The 17,769-nt window shown below is 54.2% G+C and carries 14 protein-coding genes; all 14 read left to right on the top strand.

Going from position 1 to position 17,769, the window contains the following annotated elements; translation table 11 throughout:
* The first annotated feature begins 2 nt into the window (after positions 1–2).
* On the top strand, positions 3–1,079 hold the full coding sequence (locus tag B7989_RS05535; RefSeq protein WP_088627565.1) for a TIGR04133 family radical SAM/SPASM protein: 1,077 nt from the start codon (positions 3–5) through the stop codon (positions 1,077–1,079).
* A 269-nt stretch (positions 1,080–1,348) separates the two neighbouring features.
* The gene (locus B7989_RS05530; protein WP_088627564.1) at positions 1,349–3,493 is read left to right on the top strand and encodes a bifunctional (p)ppGpp synthetase/guanosine-3',5'-bis(diphosphate) 3'-pyrophosphohydrolase; all 2,145 of its coding nucleotides are present in this window, start codon (positions 1,349–1,351) and stop codon (positions 3,491–3,493) included.
* Entirely contained in the window at positions 3,490–4,083 is a 594-nt protein-coding gene (locus B7989_RS05525; protein WP_073320066.1) for a hypothetical protein, read from the top strand. Before B7989_RS05530 ends, B7989_RS05525 begins: the two co-directional genes overlap by 4 nt.
* Before the next feature lie 30 nt (positions 4,084–4,113).
* Positions 4,114–4,494, top strand: coding sequence for an NADH-quinone oxidoreductase subunit A (locus B7989_RS05520; protein WP_072978267.1), 381 nt, complete (start codon positions 4,114–4,116; stop codon positions 4,492–4,494).
* A 4-nt stretch (positions 4,495–4,498) separates the two neighbouring features.
* Positions 4,499–5,758 (top strand): NADH-quinone oxidoreductase subunit NuoB, encoded by a 1,260-nt coding sequence (nuoB, locus tag B7989_RS05515; protein ID WP_088627563.1) that lies wholly within the window; start codon positions 4,499–4,501, stop codon positions 5,756–5,758.
* Positions 5,755–6,897, top strand: a complete 1,143-nt coding sequence (locus tag B7989_RS05510) for an NADH-quinone oxidoreductase subunit D (protein ID WP_088627562.1) — start codon at positions 5,755–5,757, stop codon at positions 6,895–6,897. The genes nuoB and B7989_RS05510 overlap by 4 nt, the downstream gene beginning before the upstream one ends.
* Before the next feature lie 3 nt (positions 6,898–6,900).
* On the top strand, positions 6,901–8,022 hold the full coding sequence (locus B7989_RS05505) for a complex I subunit 1 family protein (RefSeq protein ID WP_088627561.1): 1,122 nt from the start codon (positions 6,901–6,903) through the stop codon (positions 8,020–8,022).
* A 1-nt stretch (position 8,023) separates the two neighbouring features.
* Positions 8,024–8,497 (top strand): 4Fe-4S binding protein, encoded by a 474-nt coding sequence (locus B7989_RS05500; RefSeq protein ID WP_088627560.1) that lies wholly within the window; start codon positions 8,024–8,026, stop codon positions 8,495–8,497.
* Positions 8,497–9,072 (top strand): NADH-quinone oxidoreductase subunit J, encoded by a 576-nt coding sequence (locus B7989_RS05495; RefSeq protein ID WP_088627559.1) that lies wholly within the window; start codon positions 8,497–8,499, stop codon positions 9,070–9,072. The genes B7989_RS05500 and B7989_RS05495 overlap by 1 nt, the downstream gene beginning before the upstream one ends.
* On the top strand, positions 9,069–9,374 hold the full coding sequence (gene nuoK, locus B7989_RS05490; RefSeq protein ID WP_072978262.1) for an NADH-quinone oxidoreductase subunit NuoK: 306 nt from the start codon (positions 9,069–9,071) through the stop codon (positions 9,372–9,374). Before B7989_RS05495 ends, nuoK begins: the two co-directional genes overlap by 4 nt.
* Positions 9,367–11,322 (top strand): NADH-quinone oxidoreductase subunit L, encoded by a 1,956-nt coding sequence (gene nuoL, locus B7989_RS05485; protein WP_088627558.1) that lies wholly within the window; start codon positions 9,367–9,369, stop codon positions 11,320–11,322. The genes nuoK and nuoL overlap by 8 nt, the downstream gene beginning before the upstream one ends.
* Before the next feature lie 12 nt (positions 11,323–11,334).
* Positions 11,335–12,840: a NuoM family protein gene (locus B7989_RS05480; protein ID WP_088627557.1), complete on the top strand. Its 1,506-nt coding sequence runs from the start codon at positions 11,335–11,337 to the stop codon at positions 12,838–12,840.
* On the top strand, positions 12,840–14,276 hold the full coding sequence (locus B7989_RS05475; protein WP_088627556.1) for an NADH-quinone oxidoreductase subunit N: 1,437 nt from the start codon (positions 12,840–12,842) through the stop codon (positions 14,274–14,276). The genes B7989_RS05480 and B7989_RS05475 overlap by 1 nt, the downstream gene beginning before the upstream one ends.
* Positions 14,277–14,538: 262 nt before the next feature.
* Positions 14,539–17,673 (top strand): GH116 family glycosyl hydrolase, encoded by a 3,135-nt coding sequence (locus B7989_RS05470; protein WP_088627555.1) that lies wholly within the window; start codon positions 14,539–14,541, stop codon positions 17,671–17,673.
* The last annotated feature ends 96 nt before the right edge of the window (positions 17,674–17,769 follow it).

Here is a 17,769-nt window from a genome sequence, read left to right as displayed (position 1 = left end):
TTATGCAACTCTCTCTTAAGAAAAAACTCGCTCTCGAAGCTTATCGCCTTTACCGCCACAACGAAATCAAGGCGCACCCTCTTACCTACTTTTTCTGGGAATGCACGCTCCGCTGCAACTTGCACTGCCTGCACTGCGGTAGCGACTGCGTGAAGGACGCCATCCCCGACATGCCTCGCGAAGACTTCATGGGCGTGCTGGATAAACTCGCCCCGCACATTGACCCGAAGCATTTTATCGTGGTGATTACCGGCGGCGAACCCCTGATGCGTCCGGACCTCGAAGAATGCGGTATGGAAATCAAGAAGCGCGGCTACCCCTGGGGCATGGTTTCTAACGCGCTTGCGATGACGCCCGAGCGTTACACGCGCCTGCTGAACGCAGGTCTACGCTCGCTCACGATCAGCCTCGACGGCCTGCAAGAGAGCCACAACCATTTCCGCGGCGACCCGCATAGCTTTGAGCGAGCGTTGCGGGCCATTGACATGGCCGCTCACACCGAAGGTCTCACCTTCGATGTGATGACCTGCGTGAACCGCCAGAATCTGAAAGAACTCCCGAAGATTCTCGACATGCTCCTGAAAATCGGCGTAAAACGCTGGAGAATCGCGACCGTGTTCCCGAAGGGCCGCGCCAAGGACAATCCGCTGTTCCAGCTTACGAACCAGGAATTCCGCCAGGTATTCGACTTTATTCGCGAAGTCAAGAAACTGAACGTGATTAACGTGAATTATGGCTGCGAAGGATTCCTCGGCAGCTACGAAAAAGATGCCCGCAACTACCCGTTCTTCTGCCGTGCCGGCGTGAACGTGTCTTCTGTGCTCTGCGACGGCAGCATTTCGGCCTGTCCGAGCCTGCGCGGCGACTATATCCAGGGCAACATTTACAAGGACGACCTGTGGGAAGTCTGGCAGAAGCGTTACCAGGTGATGCGTGACCGCAGCTGGGCCAAGATTGGCGACTGCAAGACTTGTAAATACTGGCGCTACTGCGAAGGCTCCAGCCTGCACTTACGTGACGAAAAAACGAAGGAATTGGCCTACTGTCATGTAAAACGCTTGGAAGACGCCGGCGCATAAGCCAAAAACATCTATCACCTAAAAAAAGCAAGAGCCGCACCTTTTTCGGTGCGGCTCTTTTTGCTAGAGTTTTCAGTCTCCAAACCGGCCCTAGCCTTGTATTTTTAGCTTGGACGTAAGATAGTTTTTTCACCCTGATTTACAATATCTTGACCAAATAAAGCGTTGTACAGAAAAACAACAGCGAAACGTTCAAAAACCCTTATTTTTCGCTTATTTCGCAAAATTTCACAAATCAAAGAGCGAATTTTTAGATATTATTTATACTGATGTTACAAGCGAGCCTCACATCGAACCAAACGCACATCGTTGACGTGCTTTTAAAGAAGAATCCGAACCTGGATCGCGGGATTCTTGAGAAGGCTGTTGCCTTTATCGCCGAGGCTCATGAAGGTCAATACCGCAAGAGCGGCATGCCCTATACCGAGCACCCCTACGAAGTGGCAAAAATCCTTGCCGACCTCAAACAGGACCAGTCGACGGTCTTGGCCGGGTTGCTCCATGACGTGGTCGAAGATACCGATCACTCCCTCGAAGAAATTGCAGAAAAATTCGGCGATGACACCGCCTTTATGGTGGATGCCGTCACCAAGATTACAGCCGCCCAGGAATCGAGCAAGACCGCCCAAAAGGCGGAAACCTACCGAAAGCTGATTGTCGCCATGGCGAAAGACCCTCGGGTCATCATGATCAAAATCGCAGACCGCATCCACAACATGCGCACCATGCGGTACATGAAGCCCGAAAAGCGCCAGGCAATCGCGCAAGAAACGCTCGACATCTACATTCCGCTCACGCACAGGTTCGGTCTTTATAAGCTCAAGAACGAACTCGAAGATTTAAGTTTCAAGTACGTAAACCCCGACGAATACCAGAAGCTGGTGAACTTGCTCATCGAGAACAAGGAATCCCGCGAAAAGTACATTCAGTCGGTGATTGGCCCTTTGCAGATCAAGATGGCACTCGAAGATTTCGACTGCACCATCCAGGGCCGTACCAAGAACATTTACAGTATCTACAACAAGATGCTTAGCCGCGGATGCCAGTTCGAAGACATCTTCGATATTTTCGCCATTCGCATCATTGTAGAAACCATTCCCGAATGCTATCTGGCCTTGGGCTACGTCCACAACCTGTGGACGCCCTTGCAGAGTCGCTTTAAAGACTATATCGCGACCCCGAAGCCGAACCTTTACCAGAGCATTCACACCACCGTGATCGGCCCCGAAAACAAGATGGTCGAAGTCCAGATCCGAACCAAGGACATGGACCTGACCGCAGAAAAGGGATTCGCCGCCCACTGGGCCTACAAGATGGAAACCCAGCACGAAGGCGAAGAACTGGAATGGCTGAACCACATGGTCAAGCTCCAGTCCGAAATTTCGGACAGCAAGGAATACCTCGACTTTTTGAAGGTGGACTTGAAGCCCACCGGCATGACCGTATTTACGCCCAAGGGAACCTCGATTGAACTCCCGCAGGGTTCCATCGTTTTGGACTTCGCATTTGCAGTGCATACCGAACTCGGCCTCCACTGTATTGGAGCCAAGATTAACGACGAGGTGGTGAACCTCGACACGGTAATCGAACACGGAGCCACCATCCAAGTACTCAAGAGTCCGAACCAGGAACCCAGCCCCGAATGGCTCGACATGGTCAAGACCGTAAAGGCCAAACAGGAACTGCGCCGCTGGATGAAAAACAGCATCATGAAGCAGGCTCTGGACTTGGGTAAGGAAATCTGGGTCCGCGAAATGCGCCTGCAGAAGATTGAAAAGAGCAAGCGTCCCTCCGAAGAGAGCATTTGCAAATACTTTGGCACGCCCACCATCGACGACTTTTATGAACGCATTGGCCAGGGCGAACTTCCACTCGCGGACATCCAGCGCTTTTTGAACGGTGGCGAAACCACACAGAAGGAATCGAACTCGCTCCGATTCTTCCCCATGTTCAACAAGGACGCCAAGGCCGAGCACCGCGACGAAATGCCTCTGCAGATTGGGCAAGAAACCAGTTTGGTGGTGCATTTTGCCAAGTGCTGTAGCCCGATTCCGGGCGACCCGGTGGTCGGCGTTCTACGGCCCAAGATCGGTATCGAAGTCCACAATACGGACTGCCCGCAGCTCAAGAACCTGCCGATGGAACAGCGCATTGCGGTGGAATGGAGCGAAGATATCAAGCATTCCTTCGAAACCCACCTCACGATCGAAACCGAGAACCGCAAGAACATTACGTTCGACGTGTTGCAGGAACTCAAGCGTGCCAACGTATTCCTCGACCGCGTGACTGCGGCAAGCCAACACTACTCCGGCAGAATCCGACTGGTGTTCAAGGCCTTCCGCAAGGAACAAGTCGACACAATCATTAACGCTATCAAGAATATTCCGGGCGTAAAACAGGTGGTAAAATCATGATTTCAAAGCTCCACCACAGCGACTACACGCTTAAGAACCGTGCCTTCAACTGTCGTATGCGCAACCGCTACTACGAAGAAGTGTACTACGCGTTCAGGGCCATATTTCCAAACGAAGTCGCTGAGCGGAGCGAAAAGAATCCGGTGGCCGACACCATCTGGTTCCAGAACCTGAGCAAAGAAATCAAGCGCTACGAAAGGCTAATCATGACCTGCCTGGAATACGCGCAGGCCGCCATCTTTTACGGCAAGGCCGAAAACAAGGCCATGTATTCCAAGGACAAGCGCTGGGGTATATTGCAAGAAGAAATCTTCTTGGTTCACTTTTTGCAAGAGCTACTATCTACCACACGCTATGTGATTGCCCGAATCGAAACCGACCAGATGCTACAGCGCTGGGCCGGCGAAATGCAAGACCTAAAGACCAAGCCGGTCGCCTCGGGTTACGTGAACACCATTCAGGAAAAACTGAACGAAATGAACGCAGCCACGCTTGACGAATTCAAGGATTTGCTCAAACACGTGCTGGACCGATTCCAGATAGGAAACACGTTATTCGGGACGGTTCAAGAGCTACAGAACTTTTACTAAACGAGAGACGAAAGACAAGAGACACAAGAAATGTCAGAGTACATCATCCTTTCAATCTTCCTTTTCCTGGGCGCGTTTATCGCGGCAGCGGCTACCGTTACGGGGCTTCTGCTCGGTTACCGCACCAAGAATACCAAAAACAAGATGGCGCCCTACGAATGCGGTATGGAAACCATCGGAAACGCTCGAATCCAGTTCAAGGTAGGTTACTACCTCTTTGCCTTGCTGTTCCTCGTTTTCGACATCGAAGCGCTGTTCCTGTTCCCGGTCATGGCGAACTTCAAAGAGATTATGGCAGGCAACACTCCGCTACCTCCTCAAGTCGTAGTCATTGACCTCGTGATTTTCATGGCAATCCTCGTTTCGGGCCTTGCCTACGCATGGAAGAAAGGAATCCTTAAGTGGGAATAACCCTATGGGAATTATAAACCTAGCTCCTAAGATTTTAGATCCTATCCCGGGCGGCAAGTATGTCGTCAACGCGATAGACTACGTTGTAAACTGGGCCCGAGCAAACTCGATTTGGCCCCTCACCTACGGCACCAGCTGCTGCGCCATCGAAATGATGAGTAGCTCCATGGCCCGCTACGATATCGCCCGCTTTGGTTCCGAAGTGTTCCGCGCTTCGCCCCGCCAGGCGGACCTTTTCATTATCGCAGGAACCATTACCCGCCGTATGGCGCCCGCTCTCCAGATGCTCTGGGAACAAATGCCCGGCCCCAAGTACGTGCTTGCGATGGGCGCCTGCACCATCAGCGGTGGCCCGTTCATTTACGATAACTACGCTGTGGTGCGCGGGGCGCAGAACCTGATTCCGGTGGACGTGTTCGTTCCCGGTTGCCCGCCTCGCCCCGAAGCCTTGTTCCACGGACTTTTGACGCTGCGCGAAAAGATTTTGAAGGAAACCTGCCGCGATCCTTGGCACGAAGGCGACGTGCGTAACGTGTCGACCATGGACCGCTACCGTGAAGCCGCCAAGGCCTGGGCCGCCCTCGAACGAATCAAGGACGAGGAAATGGCCGAAGCCCGCGCAAAGTTCAAGGAAGAAAATCCGGATTACAAGAGCAGTTTCAAGCCCGTACGCGTGAAAAAGGAAGACTTCCCCGAAGTGGAACGTGTCGCCTGCAAGCGCTTTGGTTTAAGCCAGCTCGACATTTACAAGAAACTCAAGGCGAAGTTCCCGGGCATTACCGTGCACACGCACAGCGAAGACCCGATTGAAGACGTGGTGGCCGCCATGCCGGCCGACCGACCGCTCGAAGTGATGATTGACGTGGAAGACTACTTGCCTGCCGTAGAATACGTGAAGAACGATCCCGAATTCAAGATGAATTACCTGATTGACGTCACGGCAATCGACTACGACGACCACTTTGACATGGTGACGCAGCTCCGCAGCCTCGAAAAAGGCCACAAGGTATTCTTCTGCGTGCAAATCAAGAAGAACTTCAACATTCCCGAAGAAGACCGCCCGACATCGCTGCTCGGAACCGTTCCGACGATCAGCCACCTGTACCCGGGCGCCGAAGTCAAGGAACGCGAAGTCTACGACATGTTCGGCATCAACTTCGAAGGTCACCCCGACCTGCGCCGCATCTTCTTGGACAAGGACTTTGTGGGCTACCCGCTGCGCAAGGACTTTACGCACCCCGAAATGATTAGGAGACCCGTATGAGTATAACGAGACTCCCGCCGGGATTCAAGATTACCCGCGACACCAATACCGAAGAATTCTTTATCAACATGGGTCCGCAGCACCCGAGTACCCACGGTGCTCTCCGCTTGGCCCTGCGTATGGACGGCGAAAACATCGTGGAAGTCGTGCCGCACTTTGGCTACATCCACCGTGGCATGGAAAAGCAGGCGGAATCCATGAGCTACCTGCAGTACATCGCCATGTCCGACCGTCAGGACTATTTGACGGCAATACAAAACAACCTGGGTGTTGTCATCGCTCTTGAAAAAGGCATGAACATTGGCGTGCCCGAAAAGGGCGAATACATCCGCGTGATGCTTTCGGAACTCGGACGTATCGCCAGCCACCTGGTGTTCTTCGGCTGCTTCGGCGGCGATTTGGGCGGCCAGACCTGCTTGCTGTTCGGCTTCAAGGAACGCGAAATGATCCACGACATTCTGGAAGAAGTCACCGGATCGCGCCTGACCACCAACTTCTTTAGACCGGGTGGCAGCCGCTTCGACGTTCCCGAAAACTTTATCGACCGCGTCAAGACATTCCTCAAGCACTTGGAAGGCGCAATGAAGGACTACGAAAGATTCCTTTCGAAGAACATCATCGTGCTCGAACGCAGCAAGGGCATCGGCATACTCTCCGCCGAAGACGCCATCGCTTACGGATGCTCCGGCCCGGTACTTCGTGCCAGCGGCGTCGACTTCGACGTCCGTAAGGCAAACCCCTACAGCATTTATGATCAGTTGCAGTTTGACGTGCCCGTGACCTACACCGGCGACTGCTATGACCGCTACACGGTGCGTATCGCCGAAATTCACGAATCCATGCGCATTCTGTACCAGTGCATCGAAAAGTTCCCGAAAGAAGGCCCCTGGCGCTCCAAGGAAAAGCCGGTGCGCCTTCCGGTCGGTCGCTACTATAGCGAGATTGAAACCGCAAAGGGTCTGTATGCCACTTACGTGGTGGCCGCCACAACCGGCGAGAAGCCTTACCGTATTCACACGCGTGGACCGAGCTTCCCGCACATTGCCGCCCTCAACAAGATGGCGCAGGGCCACAAGATTTCGGACCTTGTAACCATCATGGCAACGCTTGACCCGGTGATTCCAGAGATTGACAGGTAATATATGTTTGTACCTTCTATTACACATCCTGTAGGCGACTTCGTTCGCGATTGGGTTCCGAAGCTTACCGCTTATTTGCCGGACGCATTGCACAACGCAACCCTCGACAGCATTGCCGCCTTCTTAATTAACGCGCTCCTCTGCATTATCGCAGTCTGCGCCGTGAACATCGGTTCCGCCCCGATCCTGATTTACATGGAACGCAAGGTCTGCGCTCACGTGCAATGCCGCTTGGGCCCCATGCGTCTCGGTTGGCACGGTACTCTGCAGACCATCGCCGATGTGATCAAGATGCTCTTCAAGGAAGTCTATTCCCCGAGCGGCGCCGACAAGCTGATGTTCTATGTAGCACCGCTGATTGTGCTGATTGCCCCGTTCATTATCGCAGCCCTGATTCCGTTCGACCACAACCTGATTGTCGCCGACATCGATATGGGCATTCCGATGATTATCGCAGTGAACGGCTTTGGTGTGCTGGGCATTTTGCTTGGCGGCTGGAGCAGCAACAACAAGTATTCCTTGCTCGGTGCTCTCCGTAGCGGCGCCCAGATGATCAGCTACGAAATTTCTTTCGCGATGATTCTTTTGTTCGTCGTGATGATTTCGGGTTCTACAAGCCTGATGGACATTGCCCAGGCCCAGGACGGCACGGTTCTTGACTGGTTTATCTTCAAGATTCCGGTGCTCGGCTTTATCGCCTTTATTCTCTTCTTTATTTCTAGTACCGCCGAAATGAACCGCGCTCCCTTCGACATCGCCGAAGCAGAACAGGAACTGACCGGTGGTTACCACACGGAATACAACGGCACCCCGTTTGCCATGTTCTACCTGGCCGAATACATCGCCTTGGTCACGAACTCGGCACTTGCCGCCACCTGTTTCTTGGGTGGATTCCATGCCCCCTGCATCGGCGTTGCCGCAATCGATGGCGTTCTGCAGATGGTGCCCGGAGTCGTGTGGCTCTTCGCGAAGATTTACTTTATGATTTGGTGCTACATGATGGTGCGCTGGACTTTTGTGCGTCCGCGTGTGGACCAGCTCATGGACTTTGAATGGAAATTCCTTTTGCCGGTGAACCTGGTGCTCCTCGCCGCCGGCGCCGTGTGGATGATTTTTGTAGGATAATATGCAAGAAAGACTTTCAACACGTAGATACATCAAGCGTTACCTGAAGCGCTGCATTACGGGCCCGTGGAGCCTGATTTGCGGTCTCTCCGTTTCGCTCAAGTATTTCTTTGACCCCAGACGCATCGTGACCGAGCAGTATCCTGAAAACAGGAAGACGCTCAAGATGCACGAACGTTACCGCGGCCGCCTCGAAATGATCGAAGACGCCGAAGGCAACAACCACTGCACCGCTTGCGGCATGTGCGAACGCGCCTGCCCGAACGCCTCGATCAACGTGCTTTCGACCAAGAATATCGCCGGCAAAAAGGTGCTCGGTCGCTATGTTTACCACTTTGCGAGCTGCACCCAGTGCGGGCTCTGCGTGGAAGCCTGCCCGTTTGGCGCTATCCGCATGAGCCAGGCATTCGAAGTCGCCACCACCGACCCGAATACGCTCGAAATGATTCTTAATAAAAAGGAGGGCCAAGGCTAATGCTTGCATCGCTTTCCAATTTAATCCCGCAAAATGTCGCCTTCCCCACTGGCGGAATGGATTTGGCATTTTACGTGGTCGCCTTCATTATTCTTGTAACGGCTGTTTGCACGGTCGCGGTCAAGAACATTTTGCAAAGCGCCGTATTCCTGATTTTCAGCTTCGTCGCTACAGCAATCCTTTACCTGCTCTTGCATGCGGAATTTACCGCACTCGCCCAGGTGATGGTCTATGTGGGCGGCGTCGTGATTTTCGTGGTATTCACGATTCTACTCACAAGCCGCCTCGGCGAAGACGCCTTCGCAGTGAAGATTCCGAGAATTTTCGCCGCATTTGCGCTCTCGATTATCTTTGTTCTTGTGATGGTCAAGTGCCTGCTTCCGATCGAAGGACTTTCGAGCGGAGCTGTGGCCGCGCCCGAAGGCTACGCCTCGCTGAAGGCATTCGCATTTAGATTGCTTGGCTACGGCGAAGACGGATTCGTGATTCCGTTCGAAGTCGTGAGTATCCTTCTCTTGATGACCTTGATTTGTGCCATCACGATTGCCCGCAAAGGCAAGGAGGACGAAGAATGACTTTAATGAATTGCCTTATTCTTGCTTTCTTGCTGTTTGGTATTGGCGTGTGGGGCTTAATGCGCCGCCGTCACCTGATTGGCATGCTGATTTCGATCGAACTCATGCTGAATGCAGCGAACATTAACTTTATTTCGTTTGCCTACTTTAGCGCGAGCGACTCCACCGCAGGCGCCCTGTTCAGCATCTTCGTGATTGCCGTGACCGCCTGTGAAATGGCAATTGCCCTTGCCATTATCGTGTCGATGTACCGCCGCTACAAGAGTCTGGACGTTGAACAGTTGAGGGACCTCCATGATTAACGACGTTTCCATCAGCTATTTAATCTTCTTGATGCCGCTTTTGGTCTTTGCGGTTAACGGTCTTTTCCTCGGCCGCAAATCGGACAAGGCTGCAGCCACATTTGCAGTCATCGGCAACGGCATCGCCATGATTTCGGCATTGATCGTCGCCGTACACTATTTCAGTTCGACATTTGCCCCGCAAAAGGCGGTTCTCTTCAACATTCCGTTCCTCAAGTTTGCAGATCACTTTGCCGCAAACATCGGACTTTTGATTGACCCGCTTTCGGTCATGATGCTCGTGGTTGTCACGGTGATTTCGTTCCTCGTGAATATCTACAGCATTGGCTACATGAAGGGCGACCGCAGTGCCGGCCGATTCTTTGCATTGCTTTCGCTGTTCAGCTTCAGCATGCTCGGGCTCGTTGCTGCCACCAACATTTTCCAGATGTTTATCTTCTGGGAACTCGTGGGTGTATCCAGCTATCTGCTGATCGGTTTCTGGTATCACAAGCCCTCGGCCGTGAGCGCTTCGAAGCAAGCATTCATCCTCACCCGCTTTGCCGACAGTTTCTTCTTGCTCGGCATCGTGATCGTGAGCTATGTGGTGCAGAGTTTCGACTTTTTTGCCCTCAATGGCCTTACCTTGAGCGTTTTCAAGGAACAAACCATTGACTTGGGCCTGATGGTGGTCAGCAAGGCAGACGCCCTCGTTATCGGTTCCATTCTCATCTTTACCGGTGGCTGGGGCAAGTCGGCCATGTTCCCGATGCATATCTGGCTTCCAAACGCCATGGAAGGTCCGACTCCGGTGTCTTCGATCATCCACAGTGCCACCATGGTGGTCGCTGGCGTTTACCTGGTCGCAAGACTCTTCCCGTTCTTCGCCGTCTGTGGCAATTCGCTCACGCTCATTATGTGGGTGGGCGCCTTCACCATGATTTTCGCCGCGGTCATTGCCTGCACGCAAAAAGACATCAAGCGCATTCTCGCCTACTCCACGCTTTCTCAGCTGGGCTACATGATGTTTGCACTTGGCGCCTGCAAGATTGGCGATGCCGTCATTACCACCGGCTGGACAGCCTCCACCTTCCACATCTTTACGCACGCCTTCTTCAAGTGCGCCCTGTTCTTGATTGCAGGTAGCTTGATTCACCAGGTGCATACGAATGATTTGGATGCCATGGGCGGCCTCCGCAAGAAAATGCCGCTCACCTATTGGAGCAGCCTCATTTGCGTACTCGCCATCGCAGGCATTCCGCCGTTCTCCGGATTCTTCTCGAAGGACGAGATCATCTTGGCAGCCTTCCAGGGTCACCATTACGTGGTATTCGGTCTGGCTCTCCTCACGAGCGGTCTTACCACCTTCTACATGTTCCGTCTGTTCTTCCTCGCCTTCCATGGAGCACCGCGTTGCAAGTCCGTTGCCGAAGGCCATGTGCACGAAGACTTCTTCATGACGCTTCCGATCGTGATTCTTGCCGTGCCCGCCCTGTTGAGCGGTCTCCTGGGCAAGGGACTCTTCGAACACTACTTTGTGCCGGGTAGGCTTCGCGTGCCGCAGCTCGTGATGCTTCCCCACGCCGAATGGATTCCGTACGCAGCTGTCGGTGTTGCCGCTGTCGCCCTTTTGATTGCCTGGTTCTTCTACGCAAGCCCGAAGGCAAAAATCGAGCGTGCGCTTGACGACACCAACCGAAGCGGACTCTACAAGATCGTTTATCATAAGTTCTACTTTGACGAAATGTACTACGCCGTGGTTCGCCAGTTCGTGATTGGCGGCATCGCCCGCGTGGCACGCTTTATTCAAGACTATATTATCGAAGGAATCCTCGCGTTTGTCGTGTGGTTCACGCACAAGCTCGGCGACCTCGTGCGCTACGCACAGAGCGGAAACCTGAGTTTTTACCTGGGCACGCTTATTGTCGGCGTGATCCTGTGGCGTTTCTTGGGGCAGCTTCCTATTTAAGCAGGTTTGACTATGGATACTTTGCTTTTTAACCTCATCTGGATTATCCCGCTTTTCACGGTCTTAGTCTGCGCACCGATTTCTTCGCAAAAGGAATCCCTACTCAAGACGATTCACGCCGTCTCGGGAACTTTCGTGTTGCTGCTTGTCGGCTACCTTACCTACAGGCTCTACACGCTTGGCATCGACTCTGCCGCCAAGGAATCTGCGCCGCTTTTGCTCCATTACTACATGGACATTCCGTGGTTGCACGCCTTTAACGCCCATTATGCCGTCGGCGCCGACGGTCTGAACATGTTCTTGCTGTTCCTCACCGCTGTCATTGTCTGGGCAGGCATTCTGGTGAGCTGGCATATCAAGGGCAACCAAAAGGTATTCTTCGCACTCATCCAGCTGCTCGCTACAAGCGTCTACGGCGTGTTCATGAGCATGGACTTGGTGCTGTTCTTCGTGTTCTACGAAATGGAAGCGCTCTGCATGTACCTGATGATTGCAGGCTACGGTTCCGGCCGCAAGGACTACGGCGGTAAAAAACTGACGTTGACGCTTGCCTTCGGATCTTCCATGATTCTGGCAACGCTGTTCGGACTTTATTTCGAAAGCGGAATCAACAGCTTCAGCCTTGTGGAACTTTCCAAGGTCACGCTCCCGATGGATTACCAGATGTGGGCTTTCCCGCTCATGTTCATGGGTTTCGCAGTTTCCAGTTCCTTGTTCCCGTTCCATTTCTGGAGCCCGGACGGTCACTCGGCCGCACCGACTGCGGTTTCGATGCTTGCCGCCGGCGTGATGATGAAGATGGGTGCCTACGGCTGCTTGCGCGTTGCCATGTTCCTGATGCCGGAAGCCGCCAAGATTTGGCTCCCGTACGTAGTGGCACTCTTAATCTTTAACGTGGTACTTGGCCCCTTCATTGCGCTCCGCCACAAAGATCTCAAGTACATTACGGCCTACAGTTCCATTAGCCACTTGGGCCTCATCTTCTTGGGTCTCGCTGCCATGACTCCTGTGGGTCTTCGCGGTGCATCTCTCCAGATGATTTCTCACGGATTCTTGACGGGACTCTTCTTCGCAACGATTGGTATGATTTACGAACGCACGCATACCCGCGACATTACCGAAATGGGCGGCATTATGCGCAAGCTCCCGTTCCTCGGCGTGGGCTTTGTGATTGCTGGCTTTGCGGGCCTTGGCCTGCCGGGCTTCAGCGGATTCATTGCCGAAAGCAACATCTTTATCGGAGCCTTCCAGCAAGACTCTACGCTGACGCGCGTGGTGACCGTGCTTGCAATCCTTTCAATTACGACGACCGCCGTTTACATCCTGCAGACGGCAAACCGCATGTTGCACGGCAACATGCCCGCCAAGTACGAAACGCTTACCGACGCTTGTTTCCGCGAAAAACTCGTAGTGGTTGTTCTTGTGGCATGTTTACTTTTGATTGGCGTTTTCCCCGGATGGATTGCAGACATGCTTGACCAAAGCATCGCCCCCATCTTTACCAAGATAGGTTTATAATGTTCAGCATTCCCAATTTTGTCATTCCCGATTTGCTGCTTCTGCTCTTCCCGTTTATCGTGATCGGAAGCAGGCTGTTCTGTTCTGACCGTTCCAAGGTTCCTTGGAGAATCGGAAACATCGGATTCATTCTGATTTTCATCCTGCTGAACCTGATTCCGCTTACAGGCGGAGCCGGCAGATTCTTCATCACCAACTGGCACATCGATACCTTTGGCGTTTTAATGCGCGAAGTCTTGATGGTGTCTGCCATTCTCGGCATTTGGCTTGCTAAAGACTACTTTGACCACAGTGGCGACGGTAAGCCCGCCATGCACCAGATTGCAGAATTCATCGGTACAGTCGCATTCGCCACCTTCGGCGGATTTACGGTGGTTTCGGCCTGCGATATGCTCACGTTCTTCTTGGGCCTCGAAATCGCAACCATCCCGATGTACGCTCTTGCTGCCTGGAACAAGCGCGACCAATACGGCTCCGAAGCCGCGACCAAGTACATTTTGATGGGCTCTGTCGCGACCGCCTTCGAACTGTTCGGGTTCAGCTACCTTTACGGCTTTGCCGGTTCCATCCATTTCGAAGCGATCCAGCAAGCCATCGCCGCAGGCACCTCTCCCCTGCTGTGGATTGCGGTGCTGTTCCTGTTCGCAGGCATCGGCTTCAAGCTGACTTTGTTCCCGTTCTACACTTGGGCACCCGATGTCTACGAAGGCGCCCCGACTCCGGTAACCGCCATTCTCTCGGTGACCTCGAAGGCAACCGCGATTGCGTTCCTCGTGATGCTCGTTTACGGCCCGCTCGCTCCGATTCAGGAACAGATTGCCCCGTTCATCGCATTGCTTGCCGGAACAACGCTCTTTGTCGGTAACCTCGGCGCCCTCAAGCAGAGCAGGCTTCGTCGCTTCATGGCTTACAGCTCGATTGCCCAGGCCGGCTACATCATGGTCGCCCTGCTCGGTCCGGCAGCCACCGCAAAGACCGCTATCATTTACTACCTGTTCGTGTATGCGGTTTCGAACTACCTCGCCTTCTTTATCTTCGGCATCATCGGGCACCACCGCGAAGAAACGTTCAATTCTCTGCGCGGGCTTTCCAAGCAGAAGCCGATGCTTGCAATCGCACTGGCCGTTGCCATGTTCAGCTTGGCTGGCATTCCGCCGCTTGCAGGTTTCTTCGGTAAGTTCCACCTGTTCTTCAGCGGGGCATCTACCGGACATTACGGCATCGTGGCATTCGCAGTCCTCAACAACGTGCTCGCGCTGTATTATTACTTGCAGCTGATCAAGAGCGCCTGGATTGACGAGACCGACGAACACCTGAATCCGCTCCGCATGACCAAGCGCCAGCGCGGTGTGATTGGGCTCTTGACGGTTGCCGTGATTGTGTTGGGTGCGTTACCATTCTTAAGTGATAATATTTTTGCAGGCTTTACTTTTTAAGACCGCTCGGCTCTATCACGTTCATTAAAATGTGACTTCGCCTCGCTCTCGCAACCACGCCTCGTTAATACGAGGCGTTTGTTGCTCACGGTAAGACCGCTCGGCTCTATCACGTTCATTACCGCCCAAGGCTTAACCGCCAGGGGCTTTTTTGCGAGGCTCCATTTTGTAAACACTTTTTGTGGGTTTGCGCTATTCGCTAGCCTCTAGAATTTTTAATTTTATACTCGTAAAAATTTAACCCCAATTCATGGAATTGACTATGAGCATTAAAGATTACCTCGCCGGCGCCAAACAGGCCGGTTCCGTCCAGAAGCTGATGACCCCGGGCCTCGCCGTGGAATTTATCCAGCCCTGGTACACCCCGCTTTCTACGACCCCTTCTACCACGGGTATTGCTGTCGGCGGTATCGGCTCGACATTCACCGCAACGCCTGCGGGCACCACTCCCGTGATGAACGTGATGCCGGGCGTGCAGGTTCGCACCGAAAAGCCCTCTGACCTCCGCTTCAACAACTTCTTCTTCCGCGAATCCGTGGTTGATGCAAAGGCCACTCTCGAAATCGGCGACTTCGCAGGCTTTACGCAAATGCTCGCCAAGTACCCGCTGGTGGACGCCAAGGGCGAAGCACTCTTCAGCGCCGCTGATCTCGCCAACCAGAAGAAGGCCGAGGCCAAGCTCAACAAGGCCATCGCCGAAAAGGATTTCTTCAAGAACAACTCTGCCGACTTTGAACGCTGGCACATTGAATGGAGCGACCGCACCGCAGCTCTCTTGAACAAGGCCGGTGCCGAACTCAACCGCAGCGCCGTCATTGACTTCTTCAACGGCGTCGTGGGCGAAAAGGTTGTGCGTCAGGGTGCCCTCACCGCCGCTTGGGCAAACGACAGCGAATTCTTGGGCCAGGCCGGTTACGATGCCGCCAAGATGCAGTACGCCGCCCTCTATCCGGTGAGCGAAACCAAGTACGAAGGCAAGGGCGTGCAGATTACCAAGACCCAGTCCAGCTACGTGACTCCGGGTGACGAACGTCTTTCTAGCCTCCCGGTGAACGCAACCGTGTTCACTCTCGAAAATACCACCAAGGAAACCCGCGAAATCACCATCGTGCAGGTGCAGGACTGCATCGCCGGTTACATGGCCAAGAAGGACCGTCAGGGCGTTCAGGACTCTAGCTTTGTGCTCGTTCCGTCTGCACGTTTCCCGAAGGGCGTGAAGTTCAGCAAGCAGGCCAAGGACGGCCGCGAAGTCCGCGGTCTCGAATTCTACAACGAAAAGCCGCTCGCCGAAAGCGATTTCAACGGTTGCATGGGCGTGTCTGTCGCTTGGAACAAGAAGGATAACCTGAACGTTTCCGTGAAGCCGATGTTCTACCAGGATGACGCTGCCAGCGTGCTGAAGGGCGCTCTCCGTAGCGGTCGCGTTTGCGAAGCCTGGGTCAAGAACGTTTACAGCGGCCGCGAAACGATGGCCGGTGCTGTCGCCGTTACCGCCGTCTTGAAGCCGAAGCAGAAAGTCAGCTTCCAGTTCAACCTGGTGCTCGACTTCCCCGAAATCAAGCTGAACAAGCTTACTTCCGCCAAGAAGTACACCACGTTCTTCCCCGAAGCCTATGGCCGCGTGGGCGCCATCCTGGTCGAAGCCCTCGCCGCCGACAAGAACATGGACGCACGCCTCAAGGCATTCGAAGCTCTCGTGCCGAAGAAGGCCGTGGCCAAACTCTACAAGACGGCCGCCAAGCAGGACGAATTCAAGAGCCTCGCCATCAACACGCTCAGCTTCCTCGCCGAAGCCACCGTGTGGGACAAGGACGACCGCTTCCTCGTCCGTGAATGCGCCGACTATCCGTTCTTCAACTCCCTCGACGTTTACTTCTACGGCAGCTTCAGCCTGATGGCTTTGATGCCGCGCCTCGACGGCGTGGTGATGAAGCGCTTCGGTGATGCTATTCTCGCCGTGAACGACAACCGTCGCCGTCACCACGAATACGTGAACCACCCGTTCGCTGACCTCCCGGACCCGAAACTAGAAGGCCCGCGCGCTGTTCGCGGCGCCGTGATTCACGACCTCGGAAGCCCCTTCGACGCCGAACCCGATGCCTACGACTGGCACAACGTGAAGGAATGGAAGGATCTCGCTCCGAAGTACGTGCTGATGGTGCTGCGCCACTACGTGAAGACGCAAGACAAGCAGAACTTGCAGGATTGCAAGGAAGCCGTCTACGCCGCCATGCAGTACCTTGAAAAGATGGTGAACGAGGGCGAAAACTTCCCGCTCACCCACGGTACCGACGACACGTTCGACAACCTCTCCAGCCACGGCATTTCCGTGTACTGCGGCAGCCTCTGGATTGCAGGCCTCCGCGCCGCCGCCAAGATTGCCGAAATCCTCGGAGATAAGGCACAGGCCGACACCTGGAACGCCAAGGCCGATGCCGCCAACAAGGAATTCGACGAAGCTCTGTGGGACGAAGCCGAAGGCTACTACCACTTCTTCGTGACCCCGATGGAAGCGAAGGATGTGGTTGCAGACAAGCTCCCGCAACTCGCCGACGCCATCAAGGAAACGCTTGCCATCGACGGCAACAACGTGAAGGCCGCCCTCAAGACCATCAACGAATGGCTGAACGCAGGCGTTATCCCGAGCGACGTGGAACTTTCCAAGAACGAACTCCGCGGCCTCAAGAAGGCATGGCTCACCGCCCAGTGCAAGGACGCCTTTACCGCCAGCTGGAACGCAAAGATTGCCAACGACTGCGACGACGTATTTGCCGACACGATGCTCGCCGACACGTACCTCCGCCTGCTGGGTCTCAAGCCCATCAGCGACGAGAAGAAGGCCAAGGCCAACCTGCTCCGTGTCTTCAACACGAACTACAAGGCAAACAGCCCGCTCATCGGTGCCGCAAACCTTGTTCGTAAGGACGGCTCTCCGCTCGACGAATTCAACTTCCAGGCTCACGACGTGTGGATTGGTATTCAGTACAGCATCATGTGCGCCATGATGCACCACGGCCTCGAGAAGCAGGCTGCCGACATGGGCGATTCCATGATCCGCAACCTCTACGAAGAAGCCCGCATTCCGTTCGCCGCACCGGAAGGATTCAACGGCTCCTGCCGCCTGCACCCGGAAGCACTTGTGAAGGCCTTCGGCCTCAGCGCCACCGCCGCCGACAAGATGCACAAGGAACTCCTGAAGAAGGGCGCCCTCCTTGCCGACAGCCGCATCAGTCCGAAGCTCCCGCGCAACTTGCCCGCCTTCACCAAGGCATTCGGCAGCATCGCGAAGGCCAATAAGGTTGAAGCAAGCGCACTGTTCATGCTGCTCCACAGCACGGCACTCAAGTACACCGCTGGTAAGTACTTCCGCCCGGGTATGATCTTCGCACTTCTATAAGACCGCTCGGCTCTATCGCTGATTAAAAATGTGATATTGCCTCGCTCTCGCAACCGCCCTCGGTTAACACCCGAGGGCTTTGTTACTCACGGACAA

The sequence above is a fragment of the Fibrobacter sp. UWB5 genome (genome assembly GCF_002210295.1).
Lineage (GTDB): Bacteria > Fibrobacterota > Fibrobacteria > Fibrobacterales > Fibrobacteraceae > Fibrobacter.
This window is presented reverse-complemented; position numbering and strand designations above follow the sequence as displayed.